At 69.8% G+C, this 15,231-nt stretch carries 14 protein-coding genes; all 14 read right to left on the bottom strand.

From position 1 onward, the window contains the following. Window positions 1–31: 31 nt before the first annotated feature. Window positions 32–934 (bottom strand): endonuclease/exonuclease/phosphatase family protein, encoded by a 903-nt coding sequence (locus tag J7I94_RS16130; RefSeq protein WP_215167792.1) that lies wholly within the window; start codon window positions 932–934, stop codon window positions 32–34. Window positions 935–941: 7 nt separating this feature from the next. Then, entirely contained in the window at window positions 942–1,970 is a 1,029-nt protein-coding gene (locus J7I94_RS16125; protein ID WP_215167791.1) for a GntR family transcriptional regulator, read from the bottom strand. Window positions 1,971–2,028: 58 nt separating this feature from the next. Then, window positions 2,029–3,162, bottom strand: a complete 1,134-nt coding sequence (locus J7I94_RS16120) for a hypothetical protein (RefSeq protein ID WP_215167790.1) — start codon at window positions 3,160–3,162, stop codon at window positions 2,029–2,031. Beyond that, the gene (locus tag J7I94_RS16115) at window positions 3,159–4,133 is read right to left on the bottom strand and encodes a thiopeptide-type bacteriocin biosynthesis protein (protein ID WP_215167789.1); all 975 of its coding nucleotides are present in this window, start codon (window positions 4,131–4,133) and stop codon (window positions 3,159–3,161) included. The genes J7I94_RS16120 and J7I94_RS16115 overlap by 4 nt, the downstream gene beginning before the upstream one ends. After that, window positions 4,115–5,326 (bottom strand): lanthionine synthetase C family protein, encoded by a 1,212-nt coding sequence (locus tag J7I94_RS16110; protein ID WP_215167788.1) that lies wholly within the window; start codon window positions 5,324–5,326, stop codon window positions 4,115–4,117. The genes J7I94_RS16115 and J7I94_RS16110 overlap by 19 nt, the downstream gene beginning before the upstream one ends. Continuing rightward, window positions 5,323–8,364, bottom strand: coding sequence for a lantibiotic dehydratase (locus J7I94_RS16105; protein WP_215167787.1), 3,042 nt, complete (start codon window positions 8,362–8,364; stop codon window positions 5,323–5,325). The genes J7I94_RS16110 and J7I94_RS16105 overlap by 4 nt, the downstream gene beginning before the upstream one ends. Before the next feature lie 80 nt (window positions 8,365–8,444). Next, a complete protein-coding gene (locus tag J7I94_RS16100; protein WP_215167786.1) occupies window positions 8,445–8,642 on the bottom strand; it encodes an FxLD family lanthipeptide in 198 nt (65 codons plus the stop codon). A 55-nt stretch (window positions 8,643–8,697) separates the two neighbouring features. Further along, on the bottom strand, window positions 8,698–9,921 hold the full coding sequence (fxlM, locus tag J7I94_RS16095; RefSeq protein ID WP_215167796.1) for a methyltransferase, FxLD system: 1,224 nt from the start codon (window positions 9,919–9,921) through the stop codon (window positions 8,698–8,700). Window positions 9,922–10,098: 177 nt separating this feature from the next. Further along, a complete protein-coding gene (locus J7I94_RS16090; protein WP_215167785.1) occupies window positions 10,099–10,575 on the bottom strand; it encodes a DUF6082 family protein in 477 nt (158 codons plus the stop codon). A 103-nt stretch (window positions 10,576–10,678) separates the two neighbouring features. After that, entirely contained in the window at window positions 10,679–11,329 is a 651-nt protein-coding gene (locus J7I94_RS16085) for a hypothetical protein (protein ID WP_215167784.1), read from the bottom strand. Continuing rightward, window positions 11,326–11,805, bottom strand: coding sequence for a DNA-binding protein (locus J7I94_RS16080; protein WP_215167783.1), 480 nt, complete (start codon window positions 11,803–11,805; stop codon window positions 11,326–11,328). The genes J7I94_RS16085 and J7I94_RS16080 overlap by 4 nt, the downstream gene beginning before the upstream one ends. Then, window positions 11,802–13,052: a GntR family transcriptional regulator gene (locus J7I94_RS16075; protein ID WP_215167782.1), complete on the bottom strand. Its 1,251-nt coding sequence runs from the start codon at window positions 13,050–13,052 to the stop codon at window positions 11,802–11,804. The genes J7I94_RS16080 and J7I94_RS16075 overlap by 4 nt, the downstream gene beginning before the upstream one ends. Next, complete coding sequence (locus J7I94_RS16070) at window positions 13,049–13,795, bottom strand: hypothetical protein (protein WP_215167781.1); 747 nt, start codon at window positions 13,793–13,795, stop codon at window positions 13,049–13,051. The genes J7I94_RS16075 and J7I94_RS16070 overlap by 4 nt, the downstream gene beginning before the upstream one ends. Window positions 13,796–13,913: 118 nt before the next feature. Beyond that, window positions 13,914–15,170 carry an acyl-CoA dehydrogenase family protein gene (locus J7I94_RS16065; protein WP_215167780.1) on the bottom strand — a complete coding sequence of 419 codons (1,257 nt, stop codon included), beginning with the start codon at window positions 15,168–15,170 and terminating at the stop codon, window positions 13,914–13,916. Between the last annotated feature and the right edge of the window lie 61 nt (window positions 15,171–15,231).

Genomic DNA, 15,231 nt, shown 5'->3' with positions numbered 1-15,231 from the left:
CCAATGAGTTTCTGATCAATACGAGGGGAAGTCAGAGTATCGGCGAAAGCGAGCGGCGCAGTTTGGGGAGACTGAAACGGGCGACCACGAGTCCATGGTCGGTCACTCGCCGTACCTCCTCGGTGTCCACGACTTCGACGCTGCGCAGAGCAGGCACCAGGTCAGGGGTGGCGACGAGGATGTCGATGCGCTGCGGTGGTCCCTGATCGGTGCGCCGCAGACTGGCCGTGGGCTTTAAGGCATACGGCTGATTTAGGACGGTCCCTGCGTGGTGGGCCAGGTCAGTGTAAATTCCTTTGCCTCCGGTGAGGATCTCACTGGGCCGGGTGTCAGGGACGCGGACGCCGTTCCGTTCGATGGTGCGCTGCTGGTAGTGGACGGGGTCTTCGATCTTCTCCCAATCGATGGGTTCGGTCATGATCTCGTCCGTGCCCCGGTGGGGGTAGCTGTTCGCGTCCATGCCGATGAGGGCGGTGCGGCCATGGTCTGCCAGATCGGTGAGTCGGCCTGCCTCTACCGCGCGTAGTTCGGGCGAGAAGTGGCATAAGTGAGCTGACGCCAGCTGGACCGGCTTGGCGCTTCCCTTGAGACGGACCTGCACGTGGCAGATCTGCTTCCACGGCAGATCGTGCTCGGTGTGCGATTCCATTTCGAAAAGCTGCGGGTCAAACATCACCCCGACCGGTTTGCGACTGCGCCCGTCCTTCGGGGCGGACATGAAAGCGCTCAGACCGCCGAGCGCCTGCGCTTCTTCGTACAAGTCTCTTTTGCCGTTTTCCCAAGCCATGGCCAGCTCCTGCCTGAAAACAATATGAGGCCGGTAACTGGCCGTGATGCGGCGTGCCAGGCGGCGATGGTCTTCGCTGTTCCTGTGGCTGCGGCCATTGCGTTCGATATTCCAGCAGAGGATGATCAGTTCATCGTGGTCATTCACAGAGAAATCACTCCTTAGTTTTCCGGGGCTGGTGCACTTGAGGCATGCGCTTTCGTGACACGAAGTAACCGATCTCGGGATGATGGCCTAGTAAGCTCTCGCTGTTCAGCGCGCGAAGCGCTTGCAGGACTTGAGATTTGGGGCGGTTCTTCCGGAGTGCGATGTCTGTGACGCAGATTACATGTCCCTCCTGATAGGTTCCGTCGGCGATTGCCGCGCTCAGCATCTTTTTGATGCTGAGCGGTTCGCTGTCAGTGAGGCGGGAGTGTTCGGGTTTCGGCGTCACGGTGTGTCGTTCGCGCCGGCCCTGAGATGTATTGGGAGTCCGTAAGGCTTTTTCTAGGTCCCATCCGAGGTAGTAGCGGCTGTAAAGCACCTTGTAGCTAACCGTGCAGCGCGAGTCCTTAGCCCACTCGGCCAAGGAACGCTTCTCGCCGAAGGCGAGGAGCTTCGCTTTGCCTGGGTTTCGGCGTGGTGGAATGTGCAGCAGTTCTTCTGATGAAACATCAACCACTGCGGCAGAGACGTACCTCTTATTGGTGTTGCGCACTTCCAGTAGTCCCTGTTTTTGCATGGGTCGCAGGGCCTTTCGTATTGTGGCTGCTGACACTCCGAATTCTTCTGCCAGAACAAAGATGGGCGGGAATTGCTCTCCTGGTCTGTAGATACCTCTGTGCAAATGTTCTCTGAGTATCTTTTCTATGTGTACGTCGTGGGGAATTCCGGGATGCTCGTCGTCGGCGTTCCATGATTCCCCTTCGATGCGTATGCGTATGCCTAATCGCGGCCGGGACTCCAGGAGTCCCTCTTCGCGGAGGGTTCGGACGGCCGGTACCGCGACTTTGCAGATGGCGTGTATGCCTAGGGAGAATTCGTTGACCAGCTCCGCGTGGCTGAAAGTGTGGCCCGGTGGCCATTCTCTGGTTTCGATGCGGCGGCGCAGGATGTTTGTCAGTTGCCGTGCTTGTTCTCTGCGCGTGTCGGCGAGTAACAGCGGATTGGGGGTGTGATCGTTCTGGGGGAGCGGGTCATGCATGTGGTGACCTTGTATGTTGTGCCGTTTGTTGGGTTGCGGGGGAGTGTGGTTGAGGTGCTTATTTTCCGGCGGTGAGCGCGAGGCATTGGGTGAGGTCGTTGCCCGCGGTGCGAGTGGCTTCTGCTATCGCATTCGAGATTTCCTGGGGGAGTCGGCCGGCTCCGAGACGGGAGCTTCGGACGGTGTTCTCCAGGAAATCGCGGTGGGGTGCGTCGATGGGAGCCGTGTTGCGGCGCAGGATCTCGCGGGCGGCGTAGAAGTCCCGAGAGTCGAGGGCGTCACGGACAACGGCGTGGCACAGGGCGGGGGCCGTGGTGCCTGGCGGGGCCAGTTCGGTCACGGCCAGGGCGAGTCGGGTCCGGAACATCCTCGTGTGGGCCGGCGGATGGTCGAACAGCTTGCCTGCGGCGGCGGCCAGGGCGAGGTGCTGGTCCGGCGTGTTGCTCTTGTCGGCGTGGCGGGTGAGGTAGCGCAGGAGTTCGGCGAGCGCTGTCTCCCAGGTGGTGGTGACGGTGGCGGAGTCGATCGCACGGGTGGCGCGGTCCGGGGCGCCGGCGGCCAGGGCGGCGAGGACGTGCGTCTGGCGGGCCTCGGTCAGCCGGTCGGGGGTGGCGTCGTAGAGGGCGGCGTGCGCGGCGGCTCGGGCCCACTGCCCGGTCGATGTCAGCAGGCGGGTTCCGTCGTCCACCATCAGCAACCGCAGCCAGGGGCGGATGTGCCGGCGGGTGGTGTCGTCGGTGAAGCCGGTCAGGTCGACGGTATGCCCCCGGATCGTGATGTTTCCGCCGTGGTGGACGGCGTTGTGCAGGGCGGCCAGTTGGTCGTAGGCGGTGTTCTTCTGTCCGGCGCGTGCGGTCAGCCGGATGAGGTTGGCCAGCGGCTGGAGCAGAGCGATGGCGACGTCACCGGTGACGGGCAGTGCCTGCTGGAACAGGCGCAGTTGGCGGACGCAGAGGTCCTCCGCTTTGTCGGGCAGGCCGCAGTCGGCGGCGATGAGCGCGGACAGGTTCCAGGCCGCGCACGCGGCGTTGATCCGGTCGGGAAGGGGGAGGTCGTCGCGGGCGGACTTGGCCGCGCAGGCGGTGACCTCCTCGATCCGTGCGTCGAGGTGGGGATAGTGCAGGTGGGAGCGGCAGACCAGCGGCAGTCGGGTAGCGACGGGGTGCAGGCCGGCCGGGGAGAGCGGTGTCACGGAGCGGCTCCCTCGTGCGGGGTGAGGATCGCTGCGCGGGCGGCGTGGGCCAGGACGCTCTGGGTGCGGGCGGCGAGTCCGAGCCGGTTCCAGTGGAAGAGCAGGTGGTAGGCGATGACGTGGCGTAGTCCGCGGTTGAGCGTGCCGTCGCGGGAAGCGGCGCCCAGCGCGGTGCCGGCGCTGCGGAACGCCGCGACCCACGCGGCGGCCGGCCGCAGCGTCTGGTCGGATTGCAGGAGTGGTGCGGCAGGGCCGGTGTCCGCGTGCAGGAGGGGAGTGAGCTGACGGGCCATAGCCTGGACCTTCGCCGGATCGGTGTCGGCAGGAAGGGGGCGGTCGCGCGTGACGCGGTGCCAGACGTCACCCTGTTCGTACCACTCCAGTCCGGCGGCCCGCATCAGGGTGGAGCACAGCAGGACGGACAGCTCTCGGCGGCCGAGAGCGCCGTGGGGCGTGGCCAGCACGGCGTGGCTGTCGGCGCAGAACAGGGTGTGGGCGATGCTCATGCTGGTGACGTCGCCGAAAGCGGCTGTCTCAGGTTCGTAGACCCCCGGCCACCAGCGCAGTTCGCCGGCGTCGGCGAGTTCGTCCAGCAGGACGGTGACCTCGGCGGGTGTCTGCCCGTCGGGATCCCGGGGCAGGACACGGAAGCGCCAGCTGGGGTGTTTGCGGATGAACCACCAGGCCGTGATCCGGTCGTCGGCCCGGGCCAGTTCCAGGACGGGGTCGAGACGGTCGGCAGCGAGCTGCTCGGCCTTGTCCCAGTCGGTGAACTGGACGTAGATCTGCTGCCACCGGGGCGGTCCCGCCTGCTGGGCCAGGGCCTGCTTGCCCGCTTGTTGGTAGACCTGGGTGGCCGCGGCGAGGTCGGCGGGGTGCAGGCAGGTGCGGGCCGCGACCGTCGTCAGCGGAGTGCCGGAGAGTACGTCCAGGACGGCCCGGACGGCGAGGGTCAGTCGATCAGCAGGCATGCGTCCCATCCGGAGGCCGGGGCAGCGTCACAGGCTGCGGTGGTCAGAGCCAGAGCTGTGCCCGCGTCGCCGAGCAGCAGTCCGGGGCCGTGGCCCTGGGCGGTTGAGACGTGGCGGACCAAGGCGTCGGCGACCGGGGGCAGGACGGTGTGCAGTGCCGGGTTGATGGCGTCCTGGGCGGCACGCCAGGCGGTCTGGTAGGTGCCCGCCCAGCCGTGACACAGACTGGTGTCGGTCAGCCTCGCCAACTGGCGTGGGTCGGCCAGGCAGCAGGCCAGGGCGTCCTCATAGGTGTGCTGCCGTGCGATGTCGCGCAGGGCGATGGAGGCCGTCTGCCCGGCGCGGGCGATGCCGGGCGTGCCGTAGCACCAACTGGGCCTGGACGGCCCCGTCTGAGCCGTGCGGCTGGAGCGCAGGTCGCCGAGTGTGAGGTACTCGGGCCACCAGGGCCCGGACGGCCCGTCCTGCCGCCACTGGTCGAGCCAGGCGAGCACGGAGTGGACGGCGTCGGCCTGGCCGTCGACGGTGATGCCGCGGCGCAGGGTACGCGCCATCAGCAGCAGCGGGCCGGTGATGCCGTGGGCGACGCCCAGGTTGGCGTGGCCGCCGGGGAAGTCCGGTGTATGGGTGCGGTGGGGGTCGTGGCCGACCCACCAGCCCGGTACCAGGCCCAGCCGGTCGTCTCGGGCGGGCCGGGTCAGGGTCACGAGGTGGGTGAGAATCCGTTCGAGCGCGGAGCTGCCCGGCTGGTGACGTAGCAGGTAGACGCCGATCCCGGTCAGTCCGCGGAAGACGTCGTACTCGTCGAAGGCGGGCCGATGCCCGGCCTCGACTCGGCGGGTGGCGGCGCTGACGCGGCGGTGCGCGAGGGCGGTGACGTGTTCGTCGATGGCCGTCAGGGCCTGCCAGTAGCGGGCCGAGTCGTAAGAGGTGGCGCAGCCGAGCGAGAAGGCAAGGGCCGGGGCCCCGCACCACAGACCGGTGCTGTCTGCCGCACTGGCCGGCGTGCGAGCGGCGGCCGTGAGCCAGCTGTGTGCCCGTGACCAGGTTCCTTGTCCGGCCTGAGCGCGTTCGACGTGGAGCAGTGCCGTGCCGGCCGGGCCGTCGGACAGCGACTGAGCGAACCCGGGCCGGTCCGCCGGCGGGGCACCGGGCAGGGCCAGGGCGTCGGCGATCGTCTCGGCGCTGCTCATGATCGCCTGCCGCGGACGTGGAGGGCACAGGAACGGGCCAGTCTCGTGGCGACACGCTGTTGTTCGGGATCAGCGGCCAGTGCCCGGACCTGGTGCAAATCGAGCAGCGACTGAAGCACGGCAGACCGGTCCGGTCCGGCGGCCAGATACTGCCGGTAGGCGGCCAGGGCGGCGCCCCGTGCCTGCCAGGCTGTAGCGATCATGCTTTCTGCGGGAAGGCCGTCCAGGGCTGTGGGGGCTGTCAGCGCGATGGCCCGCCGGCTCAGGGCGTGATCGAGCGGGCCGGTATCGCGGGGCAGCGCGCTGGCGAGCCAGTCGGCTGCCTCCGTCCGGCAGCCGATCAGACCGGCTGCCAGGTCGAGCATGCTGGTCCCGGCCAGCACCTGAGCCGTGGAGCTGTCCTCGGAGGCGGCACGGATCTGCGCGAGGGCGGCGGCCGAGTCCGCGGCGAACACCGCATGGGCGGCGTCGAGGGCGGCTCCGTGTCCGTAGAGGCCGGTGTGCGGGTGAACGGGGACCAGGTCCAGCCCGCGCGCCAAGTGCTGCCGGTCGAGGTCAGTCGCCCAGGCGCGGACGGCTGCGGCAGCCTGGCCGTAGCCGTCCGGATCGCTGATCTCCAGGGACAGCACCAGATACTGACCGGTGCCGGCATGGTGCGGGTCGCGGTGGCGGTGGAACCACCAGCGGGGAGAGCCGGGGAACTGGCCGATCAGGTTCGGGAGGTGGGTGGTGAGGATCTGGCTGAACCGTGCCGGATGGGCGTGCAGCCGGGCCTGCAGAACAGCGTCTCGCGCCGGACGGGGCATCGTGAGCGCAACGGGCGTGCGGGCGGATCTCAGAGTGTCGGCTTGGCGGTGGGCGAGGGGAACGAGGAGTTCGTGAGGCCGCCCGATCCAGGCCCGGTCCTGGGCGGTCGGGGCTTCCCGCAGTTCGACCAGGCGCACCCGGTTCAGGCAGGACCGCAGCAGAGCACGGTCCAGGTGCCGGCTCACGTCGATGGGTAACTGCTGGTCGTTCTCCACCAGGGCGAACCGGTCAGGCAGGCGCAGCCGGTCGCGGTGCTGGTCGAGGGCCTTGTCCCAGTCGGTCATCGGCGCCGACCGGGAGGGCAGGTCGTCGGCGGACAGCAGCCATCGGGCGGGACGCAGAATGGTCCGCCGGTACCGGACGCGCGGCAGGAACGGCAGAGGCGAGGCGGCGCCGAAGGAGAACGACTTGTAGACGGCGGTGTGCGCCGTGGTGATCTCGGCGAGGAACCGGGCCAGCGGCGGGGTGTGGACGGACGCTTCCAGCGCATGGGGAACGCGCGGTTCGATGTACTGCCCCGTGGAGGCACGCACCAGGTGGAACCGGTCCCTGTCCGCGATAACGGCGAGATCCTCCAGGGCGATGGCACCAGGGCTCGCAGTTGTGTGTTCGGCCACGGGGATGCTGTGGTGCAGCAGTTGCGGGACGCGGGCGACGTTTTCGTTGCGGCGCCGACGCGGACTGAACGACAACTGCGCCGGCACCGTATCGGGGCTGGTGGCCGTGTAACTGGCGCCGAGCGCGGTCTGCGCGTCTTTCGGCAGCAGGCGGGCGAACCGTCCGAGCATGCTGCTGGCGGGCCGGGGCGCTCCGGTGACGAGCAGCCGGTAATCTCCGTGCCGGACGGCATCCAGGGTGGGGGCGTGGACCTCGACGGCGATCTCGGCCCGGGGCGCGGTATGTACCGGCGCGGTGTGGCCGGCGGTCAGCTCAGTGACGTCTGCCGGGGTGAGCACGAGTTCGGTGCGGCCGGCGAGCGCGGTTTCCTGCAGCAGGCGCAGGATGGTCTCGTCCCGGCGGGTCCACTGGTAGGGGGCGCGGTCGCGGTCCGCCCCGAGGTAGCCGGCCGGGTAGCCCAGACCGCTGTCGGCGGTCAGCTCCAGGACGGGCACCGGCATGCCCGTCCCGTACCGGTCGAGGAACCGCTGGTGGTAGTCGCGCCAGTGCGGGTAGCCCTGGGGGTGCGGGGAGAGCTGGGTCATGAGGTCCGCTGCGCGGGCTGCCTCGGCGAGGAGGGGCTCGGGGACCTGGACGGAGCAGTCCAGGGCGGCGTCGACCAGTACCGGGCCGGGTGCGCTCCGGCTGACGGAGTGCATCGCGCGGACCAAGCGGGAGTCCGCGGCCCAGGACTCGGCGGCCGGGGTTTCGAGCATGCCGCGGATCTCGGTGAGCCGCGCCGCCACAGGGGCCAGGCCGGGGAGGCTGTGCACGTCGGCCTGGTCGAGCTGGGCGCACAGGTGACTGAGGGGGTCGGCCTCGTTCATGGGCGGCCAAAGGCTGGTGATCAGCACATGCCGGGTGACCAGGTCGGCGAGGAACTGGTCGAGCCGGCTGGTACGGGCGGTGGGGAACCGGGCCGTCAGCATGGCGAGCAACGCGCCGTAGCCCACCGGGGTGCGGGCCAGTTCCAGGACGGCGGCCACGGGCCGGGTGCGGCGGACCGACACCTCCACGGGGGCGTACCCGCCATCGCGGCCGGTGGTCGGCTTGCCGGCCACGACGTGCCGGTCGCCCCGCCGGATGCCGGTGTTGTTGACGGTCACCTTCAGGCGGGTGAGGAGCGTCGGGTCGGCTTCCAGCCGGACGATGACGTCGGCCAGCCAGTCGGCGTCCGGGCGGAGCTGGGTGTGGAAGCCGGTGCCCCAGTCGACGCCGGGGTCCTGCGCGGGGCGGGCGGGGGCGATGCCGGCGAATACTCCGAAGGGGGTGGGGCGATGGTTCCAGCGCATCAGGTACGCCGCTACCGAGCGGACGGCGCGGCGGATGCGGCGCTCGTCGGCCACGGAGCCGTCGAGGATCGCGGTGACGCTCTGGCACAGCACGGGACTGGCGACGGCGACTGCCGCAGGAAGAGGACCGTGCCACACGCCGGCCAGCCACTCGCGGCCTCGGACGGCGATGTCATCGGTGTACGGGTCGAGGTCGGGCACGGGTATCGGCTGGGGCGCTGTCGATGCCCGCAGCAGGAGCGCGGGCTGCCACTGGTAGGTACTGGGTGATCGCTGGGCCACGGGTCCCCCTGGGAGATGAGCGGTTCTGCCGGAGCCGCCGGGGCCACAGGCACTGTGGCCCCGGCGGCAGAGGGAGACGGTCAGCCGGCGTCCTCGATCGAGGAGACGCAGGAGCTGGCACCGTTGGCGCAGGTGTCGCCGCAGCCGTCGCTGGTCGGGCAGTTGAATGCGCCGAAGCCGGTCTCGCTGATGACGACCTGGACGTCGAGGTCGAAGTCGTCGTCGGTGAGGCCGGTCTCCGGAGCCGGGGCGCTGGTGTCGAGTACGGCGGCAGTCATGTGATCACACTCCCTGTGAGACGAGTGGTGCAGGACAACCTGAACCGCTGATCCGCTACTTCGCGGGCGGCCAGGAGATCGAGATCCGGCGGTGCTTCTTGTCGATGACCCGGTCACCGGAGATCTGCTCATCGGCCGTGCCCGCCGGGTACACGGTGATCCGGGGACCCGGCCCGCTGCGGTGGTCCTTGCCCCAGGTACGGATGGCGTCGGCCAGCCGGTGCGCGGAGTTCTCCGCGTCGGGGCCGAACGCGTGCACCCCGAACTCGGCGCTCTTGCGGTCTTCGCTGCGCCGTACCACGACGTAGGCGAGGTTCGGGCCGTCGACCGCGACGAGCGAGAAGTTCAGGCCGGTAGGCCCGACCTTCCCTGTGGTCTCGTCCTGGTCGATGAACATGTTGCAGTAGCCGGGCAGCATCGTCGCCACGTACATCTGCAGGGTGCCGATGGGCTCGTTGCTGGCGACGGAGACACCGGTCCAGATTTCCACGCGCTCGGTGTTGAGCGTGTCGACCAGGAGCTGCGGGTCGACGGGTACCCCGTCATCGAAGCGGAGCGTCACGCCGGGGTCGTCCGGCAGGGCGAACTCCTGGGCGTTGCGGGCGCCGTCACCGCGCATGGCGACGAACCCGCACACATGGGCGCTCTCCGCGGTCAGTACACCGCCCTGCCGGGCGAAGGCGTACGTGCGCGTCAGCCCGTTGATGCGCAGCGGCACCACCAGCCGGCCGCCCTCCTTGAGCTGGTCGGTCCAGGCGGGCGGGATGTCCCAGGCCCCGACGGTCACCACGATCGCGTCGTACGGAGCGTGTGCCGGCAGGCCGTACTCGCCGTCGTCGACGACCACGCGGACGTTGGTGTAACCGGCCTCTGCCAGAAACCGGCGGGCGCGGGCGGCGGGCGCCAGGTCGATGTCCATGGTGGTGACCTCGCCCGTGGGGCCGGTGAGTTCGGCGAGGTAGGCGGCGTTCGGCCCATTGGTGCCGATTTCCAGGACGCGGTCGCCCGGCCGGATGCGGGCCTGCTCCAGCTGCATGGCCTGGATCTGCGGCGCTGACACCGAGCTGGTGTGCACGCCCTCGGCGTCCTGCTGGGTCACGACGGCGTTGTAGGTGCTGTAGGCGTCATCCAGTGGCACGTCCGGGACGGCCAGGTGACGCGGCACCTTGCGCAGGGCGGCCTCGACGCTGGGCGAGGTGATCCAGCCGCCGTCCTTCAGCTGGTCGACGACGGTGTTGCGCAGTTCGGTGGCGCGGGCCTCGTTGGGCAGTTCGGCCATGGTGCTCGTCTCCTTGCGGTGCGTGTAGAGCGAAGGCGTGATCATGCCGGTGACCCGGGGGCTGCCCCACGTGCGCTGCCGGCCAGGAGGCTGGAGCCGCTTCGGGTCGTAGATCGATTTCTGCTGGGTGTGCTGCCCCTGCACGGCAGGACGTGCTCGGTCAGAGGGCTGGGAGTCTCACCCTCCCGAGTGAGACTTCCGGCCGCTGGCACTGCTGGGCACGGACCCTGTGTCATCGGCTGCGGCGCAGTACTCCTCATCGAAGATGCGGTTGAAGGTTCGGGTGACCGAGTCCGTGGCCTCCTGCTCACGGAAGGCGCCGAAGCGGGCCCAGTACGCGCGGGTCGCGCCTCGCGCCATGACTGAGCGCGCCTGTACGCGTAGTGCGGCTCGGTCCAGCAAGCCCACCCGGAACTTCACCGAAAGGAAGCTGATCAACCTGTTGCAGTGCACCGCCCGGCCGAACGCCTCCGGGGTGAGGTCGCCGGGTGCCCACAGCGCGAGCTGTTCGGAGTCTGCCGCGATGCCGGACAGCAGCTGCTGGTGGATTCCCGCGGCGTCCAGGGCCAATCTCTGCCGGTGGCGCCGCTCTGCGAGCCATATCCCCACCGTGCCCACTGCGGTGGCGACGAGGACGGCGTCGGGCGTTTTCATCGTTGCTCCTTGTGAACGGTGAAAAGGAGGGATCGGCATACCGGGCGGGCTGACACACGGCCGAGAGCGCGCGCCGGCGAGCCTGGGATCGGCTCTGTGGTGTTCACCAGTTGCACCGCCCGCTGCTGTAGAGGACAGGACGGCTGGGCAGGGGGACGCCGCAGTTGATGAGAGCCGTGAGCCCTGGCCGCGACTCGGCAGCGATTTCGAGACGTGCTACCCGCTCGTCGACTGTGCCCTTGCCTGTGCTGCGGATCGCCCAGCCCATGTCCTGCAGACGGTCGAGCACAGGCCGTATCGGGTCGCTGCCGAGGTCACGGCGGACCGGGGCTTCCGCGCGGACGCAGGGCAGACCGAGGCGTGCGGCATGGTCGGAGGCCCACAGGGTGATCAGGCACAGGACGTCGACCGGGTACGCGGGAAGCGTGTGCACGCGGCTGAGGAACAGGGACGGTCCGGAACCGGCGCGGCCCCAAGGGGCGAGGTCGGGCTCGGGGTCCAGGATCAGGCAGGCCAGCAGGACGTCGTCCTCGAACAGGCCCGCAGCCTCGCCGGGTGCACGACGTGTCTGCCGGTCCAGCTCGGGTCCGCCGGAACGCACGGGGAGAGGCAGACCCCGCAGGCCGAGCCAGCGCAGGCGGTCCTCGACGAGCGCGCCGGCCTCGGTCCGCTCGGCGTCCGTGAGCAGCAGGCGCACGTCGTACGGAGCGGCCACCGGGGCCGTCCGCCCGTCCGGGGAAGGAGTACGTCTCACCGCGCTGTTCCTGTCACTGCGCTCGTGCCCCGGGCGGTGTTGAGCAGGCCCCATGCGTGGGCCAGGACGATGAGCTGGGTGACGTCCCTCGTCCTGGTCTTGGTGAGCAGTGCGTTGAGTGCGGAGGGGACGTAGGCGAGCGCGATGCCGGAGGCGTTGGCGATCTCGTCAGCCTTGCTGTTCTCGGCGGCGGCTTTCAGCAGCCGGTGCTCCTGGGGGCGCAGTTGCGGTGCCGGCCGGCCCGTTGTGGGAGGCGGCAGCTGTCGGGTGGTGAGAAGGGCGTGCACGATGACCGGCGGCTTGCTGCGGGGCGGGCAGCTCAGGTGTTCGCGGAGTTGACGCAGGTAGTGGCGGACTGTCTCCGGCGTCAGGTGCATCTTGGAGGCGATGTCGCGGGGGGCGGTTCCCTCCACGAGGTGCTGGGCGACGCGGAGCAGGGCCGGTGGCAGGGGGGTGAGGGGAGCGGTGGTCGTCATGTCGAAGGTCCAAGCTGATGTCCGGCGCGGAGGTCTGCCGTCACCTGCGGGGTGGCGGCGGGGTCCTGCAGCTGTGGGAGAGGGGCGGTGTGGAGAAGGTGGAGGTCGCGGACGAGGGCGCCCAGGCAGGCTGAGCGCCAGGTCCGCTCCCACTCGTCCGTGGGTTGTTCGGTCAGCGCGGTGACGGCCGTCTGCCGGAGCAGGGCCTGCATGTCCCGGTGGCCAAAGGGCCGGGTGCTGGCCTGGTCCACGAGGCCGGCGCAGGCAGTGATCAGAGTGGCGACGTGGACGTCGACTTCCCGGCGCGGTGGGATGGCCCGACTGGACCACCAGGCATGGGTCTGCCGGCAGGCGGCCAGGACGGTGTCGTCGGTCGGCGGCGGGCCGGGTGTGGCACGGTCACGCAGTTTGCGGGCGAGGCCGTCGAGACGCGGTGGTTCCGCCACAGGGAACGGCAGGACGGTACGGACCGCGCAGCGCCTGCCTTGACGGGCCACCAGCACGTCCTCGTCGGCCAGCAGACGGAGGGCGCTGACCACATCGGGTGTCGAGGAGACCAGGCTCCGGGCCAGCGTCTGCAGACCCGGTAAGGCCGTGCCGGGCGGGTAGACGCCCGAGCGGACGAGGAAGCGAAGCCAGGCCGCGATCTGCTCCGGACGGCTCTGGTGGACCGCGTTGACAGTCACCCGGGTCCGGCGAGAGTGGCTGACGGTGACCAGTCCTTCGTCCTGGAGGTCCAGCAGGGCCAGTTCGACGCGTTCGGGGGTGGTGGCCGCGGTGTCCTGGGCGAGGCGACGCAGGGGCAGCGTGCTCCCGGACGGGTAGTCGCCGTCGCGGATGGCGCGGCGCGCTCTCTCGGCGATCTCGTGGACGGTCGGTCCGGGCCGCTCGGCCTCCATCAGAGTGCGCAGCAGACGCCGGGCCGCACTGACGAGCAGGACCATGTCGGGCTGAGGAAGCATGTCGGCCTTCGTGGCCGGGCGGCTGGCTTCCTGGATGATCGTGCGCCACCGCGCCTGGTCGGAGGGGGAACGCTCCGCCTCGCTCAGTCGCTGCTGGGCCAGCGGCAGCCACGGATCGACCGCAGCCCATACGGCCTCGCGGTCCTGGGCGAGGCCGGTCGGGGTCTTGCCGGTGAACCGGGCGGACATGCGGTGGAAGGAGTGCAGCGCGGAGCGAAGTTCGCGATAACGGCTCTCCGCAGAGCCGGCCGTAGCGGAAGCTGCGGTGAGGGCGGGTTTGGTCATGCCGCTTCTCCGACACCCGTAGGTCCCGCCGGGCGGTCTGTGCCGGCGACGGTGACGTGGTCTTCGCCGACGGGTCGCAGCCGTTGTGCCAGGCTCTGGGCCTGGTCGACGGTCAGGTGGAGTGTGACGAGGTCGGGGGAGTGGGAGCACCCGGGGGTCGCTGCCGCGTGGACGGCGCTCCCCACGGCGCCGGTCACCAGCCACTGGAGCCGCTCGGCGAGCCGGCGCATCCCGCGAGGACGGTTCAGCATCAGCCCCGCGTCGATCCCGACGGCACCGAGCCCGGCGGCGAACCGGACCGCCGCGCTCAGGTCGTCGTCGGCCAGCGTCACCTCCATGGCGCTCGTTCCTTGCAAGCGGACCCGATGGAGCAACCCATGGGCGGACAACAGCTCGGCCAGGTCGTCAGCCGCGGTGTGAGCGCGGATCCGCGGCTCCAGCAGCACAGCGACGAACTGACGCACCGCGGCAGCCGTGTCCAGCGTGAGGACGATGTCGTACGCCTCGTTGAAGGCGGCGGTGCCGTTGATGCCGACGCTGGACAGCCAGGCGGTGGCGGCTTCGACGGTGCGGTCGAACGGCGTCAGGCTGCTGAGCATCGTGAGCTGGAGTGCTGCGCCGTTGTCTGCCAGGTCGACCCGCGCGGCGAAATGAGCGTGGCAGAGTGCCTCTTCGAGGTGCTGCTCCAGCGCGGCGGCCGGTTGCGGCGCTTGGGGCGGCGTCGGCTGGGTCCTGGGGGTCACAGGTGTCTTCCTTGGGTGCGTCAACGGTCATAGGCGGAGGGCTGTCGGCCTCGCGGGATACGAGGGCTGGCGACGTTGGCCATGCGAGGTGGATGCGCGGGTTGCCTGCCTGGGGGGCTTACGCGGCGGTGGGGTCGGGGCGGGCCCAGGCTGTTTCGGCGGCCAGGCGTTGGGACCACTGGATGTGGGCCTCGCCCAGGGCGGCGTCGGCCAGGCGTATGCGCTGGACTTCCCCGGTGCCGGCGGGTGGGTAGGTGTGCTGGATGTCGCGCCACAGCCGCTGGAGCGGGTAGTCGGCGTCCAGAGCCTGGGCGCCGTGCAGTTCCATGGCGTCCCGGACTGACTGTGCGGCCCACTGGTGGCCGAGGTACTTGGCGTTGATCAGGTCGGCGTCGTCGCAGGGCAGGCCCTCGTCGAGGAGGTGCACGGCCTGGTAGGCCAGGATCCGCGCGGCCCGCAGCCGGGCCTCCATCTCGCCGATGCGGTCCCGCAGGACGGGCAGGTCGGCCAGCGGACCGCCGTAGCGGAGACGTGTGGTGAGGTAGGTGGTCGTGGTGGTGACCGCGGCCTCGTGGATGCCGAGGCTGACCGCGGTCAGGTTCGGGCGGCCGTAGAGGATGCTGCTGCCCTGCGCCACGTGCAGGCCCTGGCCGACTTCCCCGACGATGTTGTCCTCGGGGACCCGGACACGGTCGAGGTCGAGGCGGCCGGCGGAGAAGCCGTGCAGGCCGAGCCCCGGCCGGTGGTCGGCCACGGTCAGCCCCTTGCGGTCGGACTCCACGAGGAACGCGGTCAGCGCCTGTGAGCTGGTCACCCCGGCTGCGGCGGTGCGGGCGATGACGAGGTGGGCGCCGGCGAGGTGGCTGTTGCCGATGTGGATCTTGCTGCCGGTGATCACCCAGTTTTTGCCGTCGTAGGTGGCGGTGGTTTCGATGCCGCCGATGTGTCCGCCGGCGGCCGGTTCGGTCACGGCGATCGACAGCAGCAGCGAGCCGTCCGCCACCTGCGGCAGCCAGTGCTTTTTCTGCTCGTAGGACGCGAAGAGGAACAGGCCGCCGACCGGGATGAGGGTGGCCTGCAAGATGGCCGCGGCAGCCGCCGAGACACGGGCGATGCGATGGATGAGAACGGTCTTTGCGACGTGACCGGTGCCCGACCCGCCGAACTCCGTCGGGACGGTGACGGCGAACCAGCCGCGCGCCGCCATCAGCTCCGCGACCTTGCGCTCGACCCTGCGGGGAGTCGCTTCCATCCGGGCCGCGCGTGGCGCGACCTCTTCGGCTGCGAACGCGTCGGCCTCCTGCCACAGCGTCTCGTGGCGGGCGGTGAGATAGGGACGCAGCGCGGGCGGCGGCGCGGCGGGCGTGGCGGTCATGATCGTCTCCCTCTCCCTGGGCGGTAGATCGCACGGATGAATCGGCCGGGAAACTGCAGGG

It is taken from the genome of Streptomyces sp. ISL-12 (assembly GCF_018614415.1).
GTDB lineage: Bacteria > Actinomycetota > Actinomycetes > Streptomycetales > Streptomycetaceae > Streptomyces.
The sequence above is the reverse complement of the archived record's forward strand: the minus strand, read 5'-3'. Positions and strand labels throughout refer to the sequence as shown.

Excerpts from the sequence above, each read along its gene's own strand:
- fxlM (WP_215167796.1), bottom strand. The coding sequence starts at position 9,921 with ATGGCCGAACTGCCCAACGAGGCCCGCGCCACCGAACTGCGCAACACC.
- J7I94_RS16090 (WP_215167785.1), bottom strand. The coding sequence starts at position 10,575 with ATGAAAACGCCCGACGCCGTCCTCGTCGCCACCGCAGTGGGCACGGTG.
- J7I94_RS16065 (WP_215167780.1), bottom strand. The coding sequence starts at position 15,170 with ATGACCGCCACGCCCGCCGCGCCGCCGCCCGCGCTGCGTCCCTATCTC.
- J7I94_RS16080 (WP_215167783.1), bottom strand. The coding sequence starts at position 11,805 with ATGACGACCACCGCTCCCCTCACCCCCCTGCCACCGGCCCTGCTCCGC.
- J7I94_RS16100 (WP_215167786.1), bottom strand. The coding sequence starts at position 8,642 with ATGACTGCCGCCGTACTCGACACCAGCGCCCCGGCTCCGGAGACCGGC.
- J7I94_RS16115 (WP_215167789.1), bottom strand. The coding sequence starts at position 4,133 with ATGCCTGCTGATCGACTGACCCTCGCCGTCCGGGCCGTCCTGGACGTA.
- J7I94_RS16075 (WP_215167782.1), bottom strand. The coding sequence starts at position 13,052 with ATGACCAAACCCGCCCTCACCGCAGCTTCCGCTACGGCCGGCTCTGCG.
- J7I94_RS16125 (WP_215167791.1), bottom strand. The coding sequence starts at position 1,970 with ATGCATGACCCGCTCCCCCAGAACGATCACACCCCCAATCCGCTGTTA.
- J7I94_RS16110 (WP_215167788.1), bottom strand. The coding sequence starts at position 5,326 with ATGAGCAGCGCCGAGACGATCGCCGACGCCCTGGCCCTGCCCGGTGCC.